The sequence below is a fragment of the Aneurinibacillus thermoaerophilus genome, from assembly GCF_900099925.1.
GTDB lineage: Bacteria > Bacillota > Bacilli > Aneurinibacillales > Aneurinibacillaceae > Aneurinibacillus > Aneurinibacillus thermoaerophilus.
Window position 1 is genome coordinate 37226 of the sequence record NZ_FNDE01000021.1, and the last position, 18033, is coordinate 55258.

Here is an 18033-nt window from a genome sequence, read left to right on the forward strand (position 1 = left end):
CGTTTTTCTTGCTTTTTCTTCCTAGCGCCTATCGTATTGGCTGTTTCTTCTCATCCAGCGTAAAACCTTCGCCAAATACTTCATGCACATCATTGATGATGATAAATGCGTGGGGATCGGTTTCATGGATGAGATTCTTAAAGCGAACGATCTCATTGCGGCTTACCACGCAGTATAACACCTCTTTATCAAGTCCGGTGTAGCCGCCCCGGCCCTTTAGCAGCGTCGCTCCACGTCCCATTTCTTGCATAATGCGTTGGGAAATATCCACTGCATGATCGGAGATAATCATAACCGCTTTGGCTGCATAAGAGCCTTCTTGTACGAAATCGATAACACGCGCCGCCACAAACAATGCAACCAGCGTATACATCGCCAAATCAAGATTGAGATAATACAGAGACAGGCCGATAACGAACAAATCAAAGATGAACAGCGTACGGCCAATGCTCCAGCCGAAATGTTTATTGAACAGCCGGGCTATAATATCGACGCCACCGGTTGTGCCGCCGAAACGGAATACGATGCCAAGCCCAAGTCCGACCGTCACGCCCGCGTACAGCGCGGCAAGAAGCGTATCATTTTCCATCGGATGGCGAAATGCTGAAAACAGTGTGAGGAAAAAAGACACGGCTACTGTACCGATGATCGTATATATGGCCGACTGTCGTCCGAGCATTTTCCATCCGATAAAAAGCAGGGGTATATTCAATACAAGATTGGTGATGCCTGGATCCAAGTTTAACGTGTATTTAAGAAGCAGGGTAATCCCGGTAATCCCGCCTTCCGCCAGCCGGTTGGCGATGTTAAAGTAGTTAATGCCAAATCCCATGATAGCGGAGCCGACCAAAATAGCGAAGATATTGCGTAGATGATGGTTCATGTATGCCCTCCTGCGATAATGCTAGATCATGGTTATTATATCGAGAAATTTGTCAATCTTCCACCTCTGCGGTAACATAAGAATACATACAAATACCATAAACGTAAAAAGGAGGGGCGTGCATGGAAAACGGGAAGCAATTGCTTACGCTTGCGGAGATGCAACGCATTGTCGATGATTATATTAGCCAGTTTAAAGAAGGCTACTTTTCACCGTTGGCGCTCATGGCGCGGTTGACGGAAGAAGCCGGTGAACTTGCGCGCGAAGTGAACCATTATTATGGTGAGAAGCCGAAACGGAAAGATGAGGCGGAAAATACGATTGATATGGAACTGGCGGATTGTCTGTTTATTATTCTTTGTTTCGCTAATTCATTGAACATTGATCTTGAAAAAGCGTTCCATGATATGATGCACAAATTTAATACGCGGGACAAAGACCGTTGGACAAAAATTGACACCGAGTAAATGGATAATACATATACTGTCATACCATAGGCCAAACAGGGGTGGTGCCGATGGATACAGAAGAAAACATCCACCCGCAATCAGCAGCTGACGCTAGCAGTGCGAACGATTGAGAAGGCCATGGCGCTTGCTCCCCTTTATACGGAGGCCCATTATGTGGCCGGAGAAATTTATTTTTAACGCGGGCAATATATTCTTGCCCATAAGTCAGCCCGCCAGGCGGCAAGGTTGGCTCCGAATTCGCAGAGGGCGAAAACTGCTTGCGCGTCGCCGGAAACAAGCGATGCAGGAGAAAAAAGAGAAGAGGGAGAATGGGAAATGAAGCAAATTCGTGTAGCGGTAGCCGGCCCGCGTGGCCGGATGGGCCAAGAATCGGTAAAGATGATTATAAAAGATGAGACGCTGCGGTTTGTCTGCGGCATTGACCCGAAATATAATGGAGAAGATGTTGGCGAGGTGCTCGGTCTTGGAAGCCTTCAAGCTCCGTTTGTTTCCGATATCAGACGGGCGTTAGAGGTATATCGTCCGGATGTGTTGGTCGATTTTACCACACCCCACGTCGTAAAGCAAAATATGATCGCAGCTATCGAGGCGGGCGTACGCCCGGTCGTGGGCACAACGGGCTTTACGCCGGAAGATATTGAAGAGCTGGACAAGCTGTGCCGCGAGCATCAGATCGGTGGCATTATCGCTCCGAATTTCGCCATTGGCGCTGTACTCATGATGAAATTTGCTCAAGAGGCTGCCAAGTATATGCCGCATGTAGAAATCATTGAGTTACATCATGACAAGAAACTGGACGCACCTTCTGGAACAGCGGTAAAAACAGCGGAGATGATCCAGGCGGCGCGCGACGAAATAAAGCAAGGACATCCAGAAGAAAAGGAAACGCTTGAGGGCGCGCGCGGCGGTTATTATGGCGGATTTCGCATCCACAGCGTACGCCTGCCCGGTCTTGTGGCGCACCAGGAGGTTATTTTTGGCGCGGTGGGGCAAACGCTGACGATTCGGCACGATTCCATCAACCGCGAGTCATTTATGCCAGGCGTCAATCTAGCGATCAAAAAAGTCATGGAGCACACAGGCCTTATTTACGGTTTGGAAAACATTATGGTATAAGAGGAGAACAAGGATGAACATTGCGTTAATAGCCCATGACAATAAGAAAAGTGAAATGGTCAACTTTGCGATTGCCTATCGCGACACGCTGACCAAGCATACCGTTTATGCGACCGGCACAACCGGAACAAAGATCATGGAGGCGACAGGAATTCCGGTTCAGCGGGTGCTTTCGGGTCCGATGGGCGGTGATCAACAAATCGGGGCGCTGATTGCGCAAGATGAAATGGACCTTGTTATTTTTTTACGGGATCCGCTAACCGCGCAGCCACATGAGCCGGATGTTACAGCTTTGTTGCGGCTGTGTGATGTGCACAGTATTCCGCTGGCCACGAATATCGCAACCGCGGAAATGCTGATTCATGCTTTGGAACGGGGGAACTTTGCATGGCGCGAGATCGTGCACAAATACAAAGGAGAGGATCAGAAATGAGCGGACGGTTTCCGGCGCCGCTGCACGCGCTGGCATTTGGCGCCCATCCGGACGATGTGGAGATCGGGGCTGGTGGCCTGTTGCGCAAGTGGGCGAACCAGGGGAAGCGGACAGGCATTTGCGATCTGACAAAAGCAGAGCTTTCTTCTAACGGGACGGTGGAGCGCCGCCAGCAGGAGGCGGCAGAAGCGTCTCGCTTGCTCGGTCTGCATGTCCGATTGAATTTGGAATTGCCGGATCGTGGACTTGCCCCGGTTCCGGAGCAAATCCAGGCTATTACCCGCATCATTCGATTGTACCGGCCGCGTGTTGTTTTGATGCCGTATTGGGAGGATCGCCATCCCGATCATGGCATGTGCAGCGTTCTTGTGCGGGAAGCGGTGTTTAACGCGCGAATTCGCAAGTATAATGCTGGAGGGGAAGAAACGTTCCCTCCGCACAAAGTGGAGCATGTAATCGCTTATTTTATTAATGGACAGACTGATCCGCAATTTTTGGTAGATATTAGCAAAGAAATGGAAGCGAAAATGGCGGCACTTGGCGCGTATCGCTCACAGTTTGAAATGGAGCCCGGATCCGTGGCTACGCCGCTCACGGAAGGGTATCTTGAGAGAGTGCGCGCCCGGGAGTATATTTTTGGGCAATCAGCTGGCGTCGTTTATGCGGAAGGATTCGTTAGCTATACCCCGTTGCTGTTGAAAGACTTCCTATGAGAGGGAGCGAGCGATGAAAATTGGAATTACATGTTATCCGTCTGTTGGCGGTTCCGGCGTTGTGGCGACGGAGCTGGGGAAATTACTGGCCGAGCGTGGGCATACGGTGCATTTCATCACGTCGGGCATGCCGTTTCGGCTTGGCAAGTACTATCGCAACATTTATTTTCACGAAGTAGATGTAAATAGCTATTCCGTGTTCCAATATCCACCGTACGACTTAACGCTGGCCAGTCGAATGGCGCAGGTCGCCAAAACGGAGAAGCTGGATCTGCTGCATGTCCACTACGCAGTGCCGCACGCGATTTCTGCGTATTTGGCGAAACAAATGGTAGGTGATCACCTGAAAGTGGTGACGACTTTGCATGGAACCGACATTACCGTATTAGGCTATGATCATACGCTAAAGGATATGATCCGGTTTGGCATTGAGCACAGCGATGCTGTAACGGCCGTATCACAAAGCTTAATCAATCAAACACGGGAAGTTCTTCAGGTTAAAACACCGATTGAGCTTATTTATAACTTTATTGATAAGCGCGAGTACTATCCGCGTGATATGTGCGACATACGTGAGGAGTATGCGCCGAACGGTGAGAAAGTCTTTATTCATATTTCCAATTTTCGCGCCGTAAAGCGGACGGACGATGTGGTGCGCATTTTCCATCATATTAAAAAGCGTCTCACCGCTAAACTGCTTATGATTGGCGAAGGGCCAGAGCTACCGGTCGTGCGGGATCTAGCGTCGGAACTGAATCTGCGCGAGGACGTAATTTTTCTCGGCAAACAGGAAGATATCGCATGTGTGTTGTCTATAGCGGATGTGCTCCTGCTTCCATCGGCCCAGGAAAGTTTCGGCTTGGTGGCTCTTGAGGCGATGGCATGCGGGAAACCCGTTATCGCAAGCAATGCCGGCGGGCTTCCGGAAGTGATCAAAGATGGGGAAACCGGATTTATTCGGCCGATTGGCGACGTGGAAGGCATGGCGCAAAAAGCGGTAGAACTCGTGTCTGACCCGGCGATGTATGAGCGCTTTTCACGTCAGGCGATCGAACGGGCGTACCATACGTTCTGCCATAAAAAAATCACCCGTCAGTATGAAGCCATTTACCGGCGCGTGCTAACCGGCGAAACGGAGCCGTGTCCGAAGTTATGAAAACGGACGTAATCGAAGCCGGAAAGCAAGTGCTCAAGAAGCTGGAGGAAGCTGGATACAGCGCTTATTTTGTCGGCGGATATGTACGCGATACGTTGCTTGGCCGACCTGTGCATGATCTTGACATTGCCACGTCAGCCAGACCCGAAGAGGTAATGGTGTTGTTTTCGCGCACCGTGCCTACCGGTCTTCAGCACGGGACGGTCACTGTGCTTGAAGGAGGAGTACCGCTCGAAGTAACGACATTTCGGACAGAGAGCGGGTATAAGGATCACCGTCGTCCGGACGAAGTACGGTTTGTTGCAACAATTGAGGAAGACCTTGCGCGCCGGGATTTTACGGTTAACGCGATGGCGCTTGATTTGCGCGGGCGCGTGGTTGATCCCTTTGGCGGTCAAAAAGATTTGCAAAACCGGATCATTCGTGCAGTTGGCGCACCGCAGGAACGGTTTGCCGAGGATGCGCTGCGCATGTTGCGCTGCATCCGTTTCGCCAGTCAGCTTGGGTTTGCCATTGACCGCACTACATATGAAGCAGTCCGGGAACTTGTGGAAGATATTCGCTATGTAGCCGTGGAACGTATCAATGCGGAATGGAACAAAGCGCTCGCCAGCCGTTATCCGGATCGGGCTGTAATGGATGTGTTGGAAACAGGGCTTGCCCGGGTTATGCCGGGGCTTAACGTATTGCTTTCCGGCAAGCAGGAGTGGAGCGAGACAGAGCGGGAACGACTTCGTGAAGTCAATGGTCTTGCCGCCCGCTGGTCGTATTTATTTTTAGTCTGCGGCCGGGAAGCGGACGTGGAGTCCGTGCTGCGCGCGCTGCGCAGCGAGAAAAAACTTATTAAATCGTGCCGGCAAATGATTGACTTGGTAGAGATGCTGCGGTTGCCGGAAGCGGAAGAAAGAAGCGAGAGATGGCTGCTTGAATACGGATGGGATGCGTTGAGCAACGCCGCTTCCTTATACGAAATCATATATCAGGCTGCAGGCGTCACGGCGCGCCTTGCGCGTACGTACGATGCTATGCAGGTGAAAACGCTCCAGGAGTTAGCTGTAAGTGGGGCGGAGCTACAGCAGGTGCTGGGCCGCAAGGGTGGACCGTGGATTCGCGCTATGTTACTGAGGCTTTCGCTTGATGTAAACAAAGGAGAGGTGCCTAATGAGCGGCACGCCTTATTATTGCAGGCAAGGAAGGTAATCGATGAATATACGTGAGAATTTGTTGCAAATGTTTAAGCAGGCTGGCGGCGAATTTATCTCAGGCGAAGAAATTAGCCGCCGCTTAGGTGTTTCCCGGACGGCGATCTGGAAGCATATTGAAGAGTTCCGGGAAGAAGGGTATGTGTTTGAAGCGGTACGTCGCTCCGGTTATCGGCTCGTTTTTGCGCCGGACGTTATGATTGCTGAGGAAATTAAAGTGGGTCTTTCCACACGGGTGCTGGGCCAGAAGATTTATTATTATCCGTCGATTGATTCTACTCAGAACAAGTGCCAGGAACTGGCGAAAGAGGGTGCGCCGGAAGGTACGCTTGTGGTTGCTGATCAACAGACAGAAGGAAAAGGGAGACTTGGCCGTGTATGGCACTCTCCACCGGGCGCGAACATCTCCATGAGCCTTCTCTTGCGCCCGGCGCTTGAGTTACAAAAGTGCCCACAACTGACGCTTTTGACAGCGGTCGCTGTGGTGGAAACGCTGCATGAGTTTTGCGGCATTAGCGCCCAGATTAAATGGCCGAACGATATTTTGATTAACGGCAAGAAAGTGTGTGGCATTTTGACGGAATTGAATGCAGAATCCGACCGTATTCATTCTCTTATTGTTGGGATCGGACTGAATGTTAATACGCTGCCGGAACACTTTCCGGAAGACGTGCATGGGATTGCGACTTCGCTTCGCATCGAAAAGGGCGAACCGCTGCGGCGCGTGCCGTTGCTCCAGCAGATTTTGACACGGCTTGAAGAATTGTATGATCTATATCTTGCCAAAGGATTCGCTCCGGTGAAGAAACGTTGGGAAACGTATGCTGTTACGATCGGCAAAAAAGTGACGATTCGTACGCTGCAGGGATCGCTTTCGGGGTACGCTGAAGGCATTGACGAATCAGGTGTGCTGCTGGTGCGCCGGGAAGATGGTTCGGTAACGAAAGTGTATTCGGCCGATGTCGAAATCCATGGTTAAAAATTAGCAAATTTCAACATAAAGAAACAAAAAAGATTGATAAACCATCATTTTTAAGCTTATAATGAGGATGTCAGGGCCGTATCCACGCGGAATGGCACCAGGATGTGTTTTGTTGTTGTCAGTGAAAAAATATTTGAATCTGCTCTGAGCCGATGAGGACCGAGACAGAGGAAACAAGATGCGACCATATCCATAGAAAATGGTTTCAGTACGCCTTCTCCTCTGTTTGAAGGCGTTTTTCTGTGCCTTCAAGCGCCTTTTTTGCCTTAATCGCTCAAAGCGCAAGGAGGAATGAAAATGGGGGGCAATTCACCGATCACGACTCTCTCTTTAAAAGAAATGAAACGGAATGGACAACGCATCGTCATGCTGACCGCGTACGATTATCCGTCGGCTAAATTGGCGGACGAAGCAGGAGTCGATATGATTCTTGTCGGCGATTCGCTTGGCATGGTAGTGTTGGGGTATGATTCAACGCTACCGGTCACGCTCGACGATATGATCCATCATACGAAAGCGGTTACGCGTGGGGTAAAGCGTGCGTTTGTGGTGACGGACATGCCGTTTTTAACGTATCACGGCACGATCGAAGAAGCGCTGCGCAACGCCGGACGCATCATGCAGGAAGGGCTCGCTAAAGCCATAAAGATCGAAGGCGGAGCGGAGCTTGCACCGTTGATTCGCCGCTGCACGCAGGCTGGCATTCCGGTGGTGGGGCATATCGGACTAACTCCGCAGTCTGTACATCAACTTGGAGGATACAAAGTGCAAGGCAAAACGCCGGAAGCGGCTCAAAAGCTAATGGATGATGCGCTGGCGCTTGAGGAAGCGGGAGTATTTGCGCTTGTTATGGAATGCGTGCCAAAGCAACTTGCGGAGTTTATCTCACGTAAGCTTTCGATTCCGACGATTGGCATTGGTGCTGGAGCCGGCTGTGATGGTCAGGTACTGGTGTATCATGATATATTATCGTACGGCAGCGACCGCGTGCCAAAATTTGTGAAGAAGTACGCGGACGCGGGCTCACTCATCAAACAGGCGATTTCTAGATATGCGGAAGAAGTGCGCAGCGGAGCGTTCCCGGAAGATACGCATACGTTTGCAATAAGCGAAGAAGCACTTGAACAATTGTATGGAGGGGTGAAAGCATGAGAGTGGTCTCCTCCATTCGAGAGTTGCGGGCCATGCTGAAGGAAATGCGCCCAAAGACGATAGGTTTTGTGCCGACAATGGGCTATTTGCACGAAGGGCATTTGAGCCTTGTTGAGAAAGCGAAGGAAATGTCCGATGTGGTCGTTATGAGTATCTTTGTCAATCCGCTGCAATTTGGTCTGAATGAAGATCTAGAGAAATATCCGCGCGATATCGAGCGGGATTGTCGTCTCGCGGAAGCGCAAGGAGTGGACATCCTGTTCTTCCCACCGGTTGAAGAAATGTACCCGCCAGGCAGTAAAACAATCGTTTCTGTTAAAGAGATTACTGAATGTATGTGCGGCGCGTCGCGTCCAGGACATTTCGACGGCGTGGCAACGGTTGTGACCAAGCTGTTTAACATTGTGCAGCCAGATTACGCGTTTTTCGGTATGAAGGATGCACAACAGGTGGCAGTGATTACACAGATGGTTCGTGATTTAAACATTCCTGTTGAGATCGTGCCATGCCCGATTGTACGTGAAGCGGACGGGCTTGCGCTCAGTTCGCGCAATGTATATTTGTCCCCGGAAGAAAGGAAGCAAGCGCTTGTTTTGTCACGTTCGCTGAAACGGGCACAGGAAATGGTAGAATGCGGGGAACGTGACGCGACAGTGCTGCGTACAGCCATTGAATCCGTCATTCAAGAGAGCCCGCTGGCGGACATCGATTATATCGAAATCCGGAGTTATCCGGAGCTTGTGCCGCTTGAGGAACTGCGCGGCGACTGTCTTATTGCGCTTGCGGTGCGCTTCGGTCGCACGCGTCTTATTGACAATATTATGCTTGTGGCGAGTCAGGAGGATATTGCATGTTCCGTACGATGATGAAATCAAAAATCCACCGGGCGACGGTGACGGAAGCGAACTTGAATTATGTTGGCAGCGTCACGATTGATCGGGACATTATGGACGCCGTGGACATTTTGCCAAACGAGAAAGTACAGATTGTCAACAACAATAACGGCGCTCGTCTGGAAACATACGTAATTGAAGGGGAGCGCGGCAGCGGCGTAATCTGTTTGAATGGTGCAGCAGCCCGTCTCGTTCAGCCGGGCGATATCGTGATTATTATTTCCTATGCGATGATGACGAATGAGGAAGCGAAAACGTACAAGCCGAAAGTGGCCATTATGGATGAAAATAATCGGATTGAGCAGATGCTTGGTGAAGAGATTCATGCGACCGTGCTATAAGTAATGTGAATAGGGAATGGAATAAAACCGGCTTATCAGCCGCAGTCTTGGCAGGTTATTTTCGTGTCAAGACTGCGGCCAGCCGAGGTGGTGCCAAGCGAAAGAAACTTTATTGTAACGGAATTTTAATTTCTAAAAAATTTTGTCTTTTTTTACTGTAATTGTACCGTTTTTTCATGTCTGATTATCCTCCTTCACCCTAATTTCCGCACTGCATATTCATTTTTCTTTGCCGGATTAACTAATTCTTCAGTACTACTTATGAACTGGTTTATCGCCTGGTATGCCTTGATCAAAACTTCTTTTACACAATCCCCCACCTTTTTCTAATTATGAATATACGTATATTTGAAATTTTTTACAAATCAAGTATGACAGAATACGCTCATATTCTTTTCTCTTTTGTGTCACACTGAAAGTAATATGTTGATGCGAAAGGTGGTTTTTTTGTGCTGCTTTCCCACTATTTTGCCGCCCTTAAAGATCGGCTGAATCTCATTGAGCAACAGATGGAGACTGCATCGGAGGGTGACAGGAATCAATTGTATTGCGAAGTGCTGAAACTGCGCCAGATCAGCGATCGAATTGTTGAAGAATGGCTTAGTTTTGAAGACCGCCTTATTAAAGTACAGCGGATGTTTGAGGAAGCGGAAGATGCTTCCGTGTCTTCCCAGCTTCACGATGTAACGGCTGAAGAAGAGACGGAGGAAGAAATTTATTTGCCATATACGCTGGCGGCGACGTTTCGTCAAGGACAAGGTTATTTCACGCTATCCATGTACCATGAAGCGGTGGAGTCCTTCAGTAAAGTTCTGGAAGAGGCTCCCGATGTAGCTGTGGCCCGGCTATACCTCGCATTCGGCTTTCTCATGTCTGGGCGCCTGGATGTGGCATATCGCCAGTTTCATTTGTTGACGGAAACGTGTGTACATCCTTTTATTTGTGCCGCTTCATACAATGCGATGGGGTGTATTGCCATGATGGAAGGAAATCCCGAACAAGGGCTCGGCTGGTTTGAGCAGGCGCTGGGGGCATTCGACCAGTTTGCAGACGCCAGATATAACCAAGCGCTTGCACTGTGCCATCTCGGTCGGTACGAAGAAGCGATACAAACTGCTCGGCCATTGCTTAGAGGGACGGCTCCTGATGTGGATGTGCTTTTGTTGCTTGGTGCATGCTGCGCAAAAAGCCATCGCTTTGATGAAGCATACACGCTGCTTCAGCGCGCCGAGGCACTTGCATATCAGGGAAAGCAACACCAAGCGATCGCCCGCATTTATGAGCAGACTGGAAAGTTCGAGGAAGCGGCCCGTTGTTACCGTGAGATGCTGCCTGCGTCACGTGCCGATGCATCGGTGTGGCATGGATTGGGCTGGTCGCTTTGGCAGTCCGGCCAAAAAGAACAGGCACTTGCCTGCATGAAACGTGCGCTTACTCTGTCTCCGGATCAGCCGGATTACGCGTGTTCATACGCTTGGATTCTGCTGTGCGAAGGAGAGGCGGAAAGGGCATGGAAGGTGTTTGAACAGACGGCGCGTAAATATCAACATCCGTTGGCAAGAGCCGGCATGGTGGAAACTTTGCTCAAACAACACCACTTTGTTGTCGCTGAAGAAATCATAAGCAACCTATCCGAAGATCAAAACGCACATATACGGGCACTTGGTCAGTATTTGAAAGGACGGCTGTTGCTTATGCAGGGCAAACGTGAAGAAGCGCTAGAATATTTTTCACTCAGCCACAGGGCCGGCGTAATTCGGGAGAGCGGATTGTATGCCGGACTTCTTCACTATGCTGATGGCGCCCATGAAGAGGCGTACGAAAGGTGGAAAGAATTTATTCCGGCCCCATAAGCACCGGTTTTTCTTTTTTTATATTGCACTTCCTTTCTGAGTGATAGAAAATAATAAGTGCATCCCTCTCTTTGGAGAAGCGAAGGAAGCGGAAAATGATGAGGTGAAACGATTGAACACGTTTGTTGTGGTCGATTTTGAGACGACGGGCAATCGACCGAAAGAGGGGGATAAAATCATTCAAATCGGTACGGTGCTTATCCGGAATGGTAAAATTGCGGAACGGTTTTCAACCTTGGTTAACCCGCAGACTGAAATTCCCCCTTTTATTGAGAATTTAACGGGTATCACGAATGACATGGTGGTGCATGCTCCGATGATAGAGGAGGTGCTGCCGCCATTGTTGAAGATGTTAGATGGAGCTGTGTTTGTGGCTCATAACGTCTTTTTTGATCTGGCGTTTTTACAGAATGCGTTGCAGGAAGCGGGATATCATCCGTTTACCGGACCTTTGATTGACACGGTTGAGCTATCGCGTCTGTTGCTTCCAAGACAGGAAGGATATCGATTATCCGATCTGTCAGTTAGTCTCGACATTATGCATGAACATCCGCATCAGGCTGATTCCGATGCCGAGGCGACTGCGCATATTTTGTTGCATTTGCTTGAGAAATTACGCAATCTGCCGCTCGTTACGATTCAACATCTACAAAGGCTAAGCAGACTCTTTCATTCCGATATTCAGATGCTGCTATCGGACATTGAACACCAAAAAGTTCGTGAAGGTACGTACGAACCAGGAACAGATTTGGAAGTTATTCACCAAATCTGCTTGAAAAAGAGAAAAGCGATCAAACAAGAAAGTGGCAGATCACTGGAACAAGCGATTGATTTTGATGGGTTTGCCGATGGTCTGTTTGGGGAGCAGGGGTTATTAAAAAAATGTATGCCCGGCTTTGAGTTGCGCCCTGCTCAGGTTGCGATGATGAAACAGGTGTACGAATCATTTGCGTCAGGTCGACATCTTATGGTAGAAGCAGGCACAGGAACAGGTAAATCACTCGCGTATTTAATTCCTGCTGTCTTCTGGGCGAAGCAGCAGGAAGAGGTCGTTGTTGTTTCCACGCATACGATTCAACTGCAGGAGCAGATGTACACACGTGATTTGCCGATTTTGCAGGCGATATTTGGCGATGATGCGCCGCGTATTTCCATATTAAAAGGAAGAAATAATTATTTATGCCTGCGAAAGTTTTCACATAGTCTACAGGAAGAGCAGGATAATTACGATATTCAGTTAAGCAAGTCGCAAATGCTTGTCTGGTTGACGGAGACAGAGACAGGCGACGTGGAAGAAATCAGCCTCCCGTCCGGCGGACAGGTATATTGGAAACAGGTGCAGAGCGACGCGGGTTCATGTTTGAACCGACAGTGTCCCTGGTTTTCGCGGTGCTATTATCACCATGCGCGGCGCAAAGCTCAGCAAGCAGAAGTCATCGTAACGAATCACTCACTTTTATTCACCGACATGAATTCGGAGCATCGAATTGTTCCATCGTATAAGTATGCGGTTATTGATGAAGCGCATCACTTTGACGACGTAGCAAGTCGTCATTTAGGGGATACTATCTCTTCCTACCAACTGGAGGGTATGCTGCATCATCTGCACCCGGATCGCGGTGTGGGGCTGCTTGAAGAAGTAGAAGAGGCGGTACGGGCTTGGAGTATAGCTGATTATGAGGAAAGCAAACATCTTATTGAGGCGGCGTATCAGCAAATTCGCGAAGGAAAAGAAACGATCCGTGAGATGTACAATTTGCTTTATCAGTGGTCCCACCAGCGGGCGAAAGAAAGTGAAGAAATCGGGCATACGGTGCTTCGTTATAAACAGGAGCACTTAACGAGCCGCTGGGGACGCGCCGTTGTTTCTGCCGTGCGTAACAGCGTGGACTTATTGCTTGCCATCGGCAAGAGGTTGGAGGCGATTTACGCAAACATTCAAAGCGATGACGCGCCGATTGGCATGAAAGGACTTTTGACTGATTTAAACGGGGCTGTGCAGGATTGTCTCGAATACGCGGAGCTATTGCATCATATGTTGCTTACAGAAGATGAAGAGCATGTCTATTGGATTGAACTTGACACGCGCACAACCCGCAAAACGATTTATTTGCACCGCGTGCCGATCGATGTATCGAGCACGTTGCGCGAGCGTTTTTTCAACAAAAAAGAATCTGTCATTCTTACTTCGGCTACGCTAAGCGTCAATTCTTCTTTTGCTTACGCGACGGAACGGTTCGGGCTTGCGGACTTGCTCGCGGAGAACAAAGTAAGTACCATCGTGCTTTCCTCTCCGTTTAACTATAAGCAACAGATGCTCGTTTGCATCCCGAGTGAGGTACCGAATATCAAAGGTTCCTCGGAAGAACAATTTATCCGCGCGCTAATAGATTCACTGGCACGGGTGGCCGTTGCAACGAAAGGGCGAATGCTTGTCTTGTTTACTTCATATGCGATGTTGCGCGGCGTATATGAACATTTGAAAGAAAGGTTAAAAGAAGCGAACATTACTGTTCTGGGACACGGGGTGGACAGCGGTAGCCGCAGCAAATTAACCAAGCAGTTTCGCTCCCTGGAAGCCTGTGTATTGCTTGGCACGAGCAGCTTTTGGGAGGGTGTTGATATTCCTGGCGACGATCTATCCTGCCTTGCAATTGTTCGCCTTCCATTCGTCCCGCCGAATCATCCGCTTGTTGAAGCGCGTAACCAGCAGCTGGAGCAGCAAAACAAAAATGCTTTCATGCAGTTGTCCGTGCCTCAAGCGCTCATCCGGTTTAAGCAAGGATTCGGTCGCCTTGTGCGGACAGGAACGGACCGGGGGGTCGTGCTTATCTATGATCGACGCGTTATCGATGCTCGCTATGGCCGGCTATTTCTTCAGTCGTTACCTGAGACAAACGTAATTGTGAAGCCAACGGAAGATTTATTACCCGAAATTTCGGATTGGCTCGCAAGAACAAAAAGCGCAGAAAGAAACAGCAAGGAGGAAGCGACCGAGCCAAAACAGTGGGGGTAAGGTAAGAAGGAGAGGACAAAAAGTGAAAGTGCCAAAAATATCCGAAGCCGTTGTTAGAAGGCTTCCCGTTTATTTGCGTTATTTGAACAATTTAAAAGCAATGAACGTTCGTACCGTTTCATCGCAGCAGCTTGGCGAAGCGCTTGATTTAAACCCGGCACAAATTCGCAAGGATCTTGCCTGCTTTGGCGAGTTCGGCCGCAAGGGGATTGGCTATGAGGTTAACTATCTTGTGGAAAAAATCAAAAGCATTCTTAAGCTTGACAAGCAGGTTAACGTTTTGTTGGTCGGAGCGGGGCATCTTGGACATGCGATTAGCAATTACAACGCTTATTTAAAAGATAGTATGCGAATTGTCGCTATTTTTGATGCAGATCCGCATAAAATCGGTAAAAAAATCGTAAATATGATGATTCAACCATTGGAAGAATTGGCGAATACGGTAAAAGAAAAGAATATCCGCATTGCCATTATTGCGGTGCCAGCGGACGCAGCACAGGCGGTGGCCGATCGCCTTGTCGCCGCCGGTATTACTGGCATTCTAAATTTCGCACCAACGAATTTACGCGTGCCGGAAAACGTTCGCGTCCATGATGCGGATGTAACGATGGAACTGCATAGCTTGGCGTATTATTTATAAAAAATAGAGTAAGGAGGGAAGGCGCGCTTCCCGCGCGCCTCACATATTATGAAAACAATTATCATTCATGCAACAGTGCTTACAGTGAATAACACGAATGAAGTCATCTATGACGGAGCCATCGCATTTGAAAATGGGGTTCTTACATATGTAGGGCCAACGCCGGAAGAATTGGACACATACGGTGAAGTGATTGACGCGCAGGGTCGGATTGTTATGCCGGGCCTTGTGAATACGCATGGGCATACCGGCATGTCGCTTTTGCGTGGATATGCCGATGATCTGCCGCTACAGGAGTGGCTGGAGACGAAAATGTGGCCGCTGGAAGCGCAATTTACCGAAGAACATGTGCGCTGGGGCACTTCTTTGTCTATTGTTGAGATGCTGAAGACGGGTACGACGACATTTGTGGACATGTATGATCATATGGACATAGTAGCTGAGCTTACCGTCGCATCCGGCATGCGTGCCCGTTTGTGCCGCGGCGTTATCGGACTTTGCCCGCCGGAAGAACAAACGAGAAAACTCGAAGAGGCGAGTGCTTTTGCCGCGAAGTGGAACGGTGCGGCAAACGGGCGCGTTATGACAATGATGGCGCCGCACGGAGCTTACACTTGTCCTCCGGATTATATTGAGCGGATTGTGGCACGCGCCCATGAATTGGACTTGCCGGTGCATATTCATATGTCCGAGACGGAATGGGAAGTACAGCAAAATGTGAACGATTACGGCACCCGTCCGGTAGAGCATCTGGAGAAGCTTGGTGTATTTAACAGGCCGACGCTCGTTGCGCACGCTGTTCATTTAACGGATGAGGAATTGGATACGCTGGCGAAATATGATGTAAAAGTATCACACAATCCGATCAGTAATTTGAAGCTGGGCAGCGGTATTGCACGCGTGCCGGACATGATGGAACGGGGGATTTGTGTTTCGCTTGGAACGGATAGTTCTGCAAGCAATAATAACCTTGATTTATTTGAGGAAATGAAAATGGTGGCGCTTTTGCACAAGGGTCACCGCCAGAATCCGGTGCTCGTTCCGGCGACGGAGGCGCTGCGTATGGCAACGATTTATGGCGCAGAAGCGGTTTTTATGGAGGATCGAATTGGATCGTTGGAAGTCGGCAAACAGGCAGATTTTATTATTCTCGACTCCGGCAGGGTGTTTTTCCATCCGTCGCATGATCCGATTTCGCATGTGGTATACGCGGCGAGCGGGCGGGATGTAAAAGACGTATTCGTTCAAGGCGTGCAACTGGTGAAAGACGGCAGATGTTTGACGATGGATGAGGAAGCGGTTATTGAAAACGCAAACCGGATGTTTGCCAGACTGGAGAAAAAGTAAGGGAAAGAAAAAATTCCCCGCCGTTTGCGGCAGGGACAATGGAAGATGGATAGGTAGGGGAATTAAAATGCGAATCCTTGCCTGTGGTTTAAGGCCGTTCCATTATGATCCAAGAATGAAGGTTCGGCTGACGGAGAGATGCAAAATCATCTTCTCCCGCATGGCGAAACGGGGAGGAGAGAAGCATCCATGAAGGATTTCGTTCATCCGACAATAGCCTGGCCACTTCTTCCGGCAATTGTTCAAAAAGACGCGCAAGGTGCGGTTGCTTCACACCCGCTCACCTCCTCCTGCGCTTACGCTTAGTATTTCCGGGGGGGAAAGGCAGTATGTTTAGCATTTTTTGATTCCCCTGCCGCGCTCCGGCGTGGAACATCTTTGAAAATACGGAAAACAGGTAAGGGTAAACTTATGAAAAAGTTTTGGCTATATGGGCTGTTTGTTTTACTTGTTGCGGCATTGTGCGTGGCGACTTTCATTTATTTGCATCTGCGCGGACAGCAACATGCCATTATTGAGCGTGGAACGGAACTTGCGTTGACACGGACGCAGATAAATGAGGTCACTTCCGTTGACGTGTATTACGGAACAGAAGATTATATTGTTGTCAGAGGAAAGACGCAAACAGGAGAAAAACTTGTGGCCTGGTTTCAGGGGGAGCAAGGGGAAGTGGAGAAAATGTCCCGTCTCATCCCTGAAGAGAATGTTATCGAAGCATTAACTAAACAATACCCGAACTTCCAGCTTATCCATATCATTCCAGCCAAGCAGGGGAAGCAGAAGATGTGGGAAGTATTATTTGAAGATGGAGACAATAGTTTGAACTATTACTACATTGATATGTATACCGGTAAATTTTTGAAGGTATATCGAGTGCCCATTGCAGAAGGTGATTTTTAACATAACACGCGAGAAGTCCCCTTCCTCCACGCCTCCGGCGTAGGTGGGGGATGAATCGCGCTTCTTTTTCCCTTCTATTCGTTGTATAATAGGAATGTACGTTCGTAGTGAGAAAGAAGGGGATTCGAATGATTCGAACTGCAAAAGTCGCTTTTACTGCATCCCGCTCCACCATAGATGCCCTGTTTGCTTTAAATCGCTTCTCGGCAGAGGTGTGGAATATGTGCTTGGCTGAAGCGAAAGTCTACCACCAGCAAACCGGGCAGTGGATCGGTAAAACCGAACTACAAAAACGCTTGAAGCGTCGTTTTCCAATGCACAGCCAGAGCATACAAGCTGTGTGCCACAAATATCTTTGGGCGCGAGATAGCGCACATCAGGCCCGAAAGGAAGGGCACACGAACGTCCGCTATCCATATAAGCAAAAGAAGTATTTCAACACAAAGTGGGCGGCGGACGGTTTTACCATTCATCCCAACGGACGCATCTCGTTGAGTCGCGGCATCTGGGAAGGCAAGCGTCAAGCACCGCTCGTTGTTCGTGTGACTCAGTTACCCGCTGGAACTGTAAAAGAGATTGAACTCGTCTACGACCGGGGCCTGCATCTGTGTCTTACCTACGACGATGGCAAGAAAGCACCGAACCCGCCGGGTTCGCATACATGCGCCATTGACCCGGGTGAAATTCATACGCTTGCAGCCGTCGCAACAACTGGAGACAGTCTCATTGTGACCGGACGAAAAATCCGAAGCATTCACCGCCTGCGTAACAAGAAGCTTGCAGAGCTTCAGCGAAAAATGAGCAAGTGCCAGAAATACAGCCGTCAGTGGAAGCGGTACAATCGGGCGAAACAATATCTTCTTTCTAAAAGTAAACGCCAGTTACAGGATGCCTTGCACAAAACGACGAAACAGTTTGTCGAATGGGTGGTCGCCC

Annotated in this window: 19 protein-coding genes; 17 read left to right on the forward strand and 2 right to left on the reverse strand. The window is 49.3% G+C overall.

Translation table 11 applies throughout. The features are described 5' to 3' along the window. Positions 1–28: 28 nt before the first annotated feature. Positions 29–883 carry a YitT family protein gene (locus BLR88_RS11405; RefSeq protein ID WP_057899276.1) on the reverse strand — a complete coding sequence of 285 codons (855 nt, stop codon included), beginning with the start codon at positions 881–883 and terminating at the stop codon, positions 29–31. A 122-nt stretch (positions 884–1005) separates the two neighbouring features. Between BLR88_RS11405 and BLR88_RS11410 the strand changes: the two genes are divergently transcribed. The 15 genes from BLR88_RS11410 (at position 1006) to BLR88_RS11475 (ending at position 16197) form a co-directional block, all read left to right on the forward strand. Beyond that, positions 1006–1350, forward strand: coding sequence for a nucleotide pyrophosphohydrolase (locus BLR88_RS11410; RefSeq protein WP_057899275.1), 345 nt, complete (start codon positions 1006–1008; stop codon positions 1348–1350). Between the two features lie 154 nt (positions 1351–1504). Beyond that, positions 1505–1672, forward strand: coding sequence for a hypothetical protein (locus BLR88_RS19565; protein WP_156424074.1), 168 nt, complete (start codon positions 1505–1507; stop codon positions 1670–1672). Further along, complete coding sequence (gene dapB, locus BLR88_RS11415) at positions 1669–2469, forward strand: 4-hydroxy-tetrahydrodipicolinate reductase (protein ID WP_057899274.1); 801 nt, start codon at positions 1669–1671, stop codon at positions 2467–2469. Before BLR88_RS19565 ends, dapB begins: the two co-directional genes overlap by 4 nt. A gap of 13 nt (positions 2470–2482) precedes the next feature. Next, entirely contained in the window at positions 2483–2902 is a 420-nt protein-coding gene (locus BLR88_RS11420) for a methylglyoxal synthase (protein WP_057899273.1), read from the forward strand. Continuing rightward, on the forward strand, positions 2899–3615 hold the full coding sequence (gene bshB1, locus BLR88_RS11425) for a bacillithiol biosynthesis deacetylase BshB1 (protein ID WP_057899272.1): 717 nt from the start codon (positions 2899–2901) through the stop codon (positions 3613–3615). The genes BLR88_RS11420 and bshB1 overlap by 4 nt, the downstream gene beginning before the upstream one ends. Positions 3616–3628: 13 nt before the next feature. Continuing rightward, positions 3629–4771 (forward strand): N-acetyl-alpha-D-glucosaminyl L-malate synthase BshA, encoded by a 1143-nt coding sequence (gene bshA, locus BLR88_RS11430; RefSeq protein ID WP_057899271.1) that lies wholly within the window; start codon positions 3629–3631, stop codon positions 4769–4771. Continuing rightward, positions 4756–5988, forward strand: coding sequence for a CCA tRNA nucleotidyltransferase (locus BLR88_RS11435; RefSeq protein ID WP_217639386.1), 1233 nt, complete (start codon positions 4756–4758; stop codon positions 5986–5988). The genes bshA and BLR88_RS11435 overlap by 16 nt, the downstream gene beginning before the upstream one ends. Continuing rightward, positions 5975–6952 carry a biotin--[acetyl-CoA-carboxylase] ligase gene (locus BLR88_RS11440; protein ID WP_057899269.1) on the forward strand — a complete coding sequence of 326 codons (978 nt, stop codon included), beginning with the start codon at positions 5975–5977 and terminating at the stop codon, positions 6950–6952. The genes BLR88_RS11435 and BLR88_RS11440 overlap by 14 nt, the downstream gene beginning before the upstream one ends. Positions 6953–7252: 300 nt before the next feature. After that, entirely contained in the window at positions 7253–8107 is an 855-nt protein-coding gene (panB, locus tag BLR88_RS11445; RefSeq protein ID WP_057899268.1) for a 3-methyl-2-oxobutanoate hydroxymethyltransferase, read from the forward strand. Continuing rightward, positions 8104–8973: a pantoate--beta-alanine ligase gene (gene panC / locus BLR88_RS11450; protein ID WP_091260718.1), complete on the forward strand. Its 870-nt coding sequence runs from the start codon at positions 8104–8106 to the stop codon at positions 8971–8973. Before panB ends, panC begins: the two co-directional genes overlap by 4 nt. Next, positions 8958–9341, forward strand: coding sequence for an aspartate 1-decarboxylase (panD, locus tag BLR88_RS11455; RefSeq protein WP_057899266.1), 384 nt, complete (start codon positions 8958–8960; stop codon positions 9339–9341). The genes panC and panD overlap by 16 nt, the downstream gene beginning before the upstream one ends. Before the next feature lie 449 nt (positions 9342–9790). Next, entirely contained in the window at positions 9791–11194 is a 1404-nt protein-coding gene (locus BLR88_RS11460) for a tetratricopeptide repeat protein (RefSeq protein ID WP_091260720.1), read from the forward strand. Positions 11195–11234: 40 nt separating this feature from the next. Then, positions 11235–14210, forward strand: a complete 2976-nt coding sequence (gene dinG / locus BLR88_RS11465; RefSeq protein ID WP_091260722.1) for an ATP-dependent DNA helicase DinG — start codon at positions 11235–11237, stop codon at positions 14208–14210. Beyond that, entirely contained in the window at positions 14137–14850 is a 714-nt protein-coding gene (locus BLR88_RS11470) for a redox-sensing transcriptional repressor Rex (protein ID WP_082706042.1), read from the forward strand. The genes dinG and BLR88_RS11470 overlap by 74 nt, the downstream gene beginning before the upstream one ends. A gap of 45 nt (positions 14851–14895) precedes the next feature. Further along, on the forward strand, positions 14896–16197 hold the full coding sequence (locus tag BLR88_RS11475) for an amidohydrolase family protein (protein WP_057899262.1): 1302 nt from the start codon (positions 14896–14898) through the stop codon (positions 16195–16197). Positions 16198–16285: 88 nt separating this feature from the next. Here BLR88_RS11475 and BLR88_RS11480 read toward each other — a convergent pair whose 3' ends face one another. Next, positions 16286–16471 (reverse strand): hypothetical protein, encoded by a 186-nt coding sequence (locus BLR88_RS11480; RefSeq protein ID WP_057899261.1) that lies wholly within the window; start codon positions 16469–16471, stop codon positions 16286–16288. 137 nt (positions 16472–16608) lie between these two features. On the opposite strand from BLR88_RS11480, the gene BLR88_RS11485 reads away from it, so the two are divergent. Together BLR88_RS11485 and BLR88_RS11490 are read left to right on the forward strand one after the other, a co-directional pair. Continuing rightward, a complete protein-coding gene (locus BLR88_RS11485) occupies positions 16609–17097 on the forward strand; it encodes a cell wall elongation regulator TseB-like domain-containing protein (protein ID WP_057899260.1) in 489 nt (162 codons plus the stop codon). Between the two features lie 128 nt (positions 17098–17225). Then, the coding region (locus BLR88_RS11490; protein WP_091260724.1) for an RNA-guided endonuclease InsQ/TnpB family protein at positions 17226–18033 on the forward strand (808 nt) is incomplete at its 3' end.

Bases quoted from the DNA above. Each gene is read 5' to 3' on its own strand.
- BLR88_RS11405 (WP_057899276.1), bottom strand. From the start codon at position 883: ATGAACCATCATCTACGCAATATCTTCGCTATTTTGGTCGGCTCCGCT.
- BLR88_RS11410 (WP_057899275.1), top strand. From the start codon at position 1,006: ATGGAAAACGGGAAGCAATTGCTTACGCTTGCGGAGATGCAACGCATT.
- BLR88_RS19565 (WP_156424074.1), top strand. From the start codon at position 1,505: ATGTGGCCGGAGAAATTTATTTTTAACGCGGGCAATATATTCTTGCCC.
- dapB (WP_057899274.1), top strand. From the start codon at position 1,669: ATGAAGCAAATTCGTGTAGCGGTAGCCGGCCCGCGTGGCCGGATGGGC.
- BLR88_RS11420 (WP_057899273.1), top strand. From the start codon at position 2,483: ATGAACATTGCGTTAATAGCCCATGACAATAAGAAAAGTGAAATGGTC.
- bshB1 (WP_057899272.1), top strand. From the start codon at position 2,899: ATGAGCGGACGGTTTCCGGCGCCGCTGCACGCGCTGGCATTTGGCGCC.
- bshA (WP_057899271.1), top strand. From the start codon at position 3,629: ATGAAAATTGGAATTACATGTTATCCGTCTGTTGGCGGTTCCGGCGTT.
- BLR88_RS11440 (WP_057899269.1), top strand. From the start codon at position 5,975: ATGAATATACGTGAGAATTTGTTGCAAATGTTTAAGCAGGCTGGCGGC.
- panB (WP_057899268.1), top strand. From the start codon at position 7,253: ATGGGGGGCAATTCACCGATCACGACTCTCTCTTTAAAAGAAATGAAA.
- panC (WP_091260718.1), top strand. From the start codon at position 8,104: ATGAGAGTGGTCTCCTCCATTCGAGAGTTGCGGGCCATGCTGAAGGAA.
- panD (WP_057899266.1), top strand. From the start codon at position 8,958: ATGTTCCGTACGATGATGAAATCAAAAATCCACCGGGCGACGGTGACG.
- BLR88_RS11485 (WP_057899260.1), top strand. From the start codon at position 16,609: ATGAAAAAGTTTTGGCTATATGGGCTGTTTGTTTTACTTGTTGCGGCA.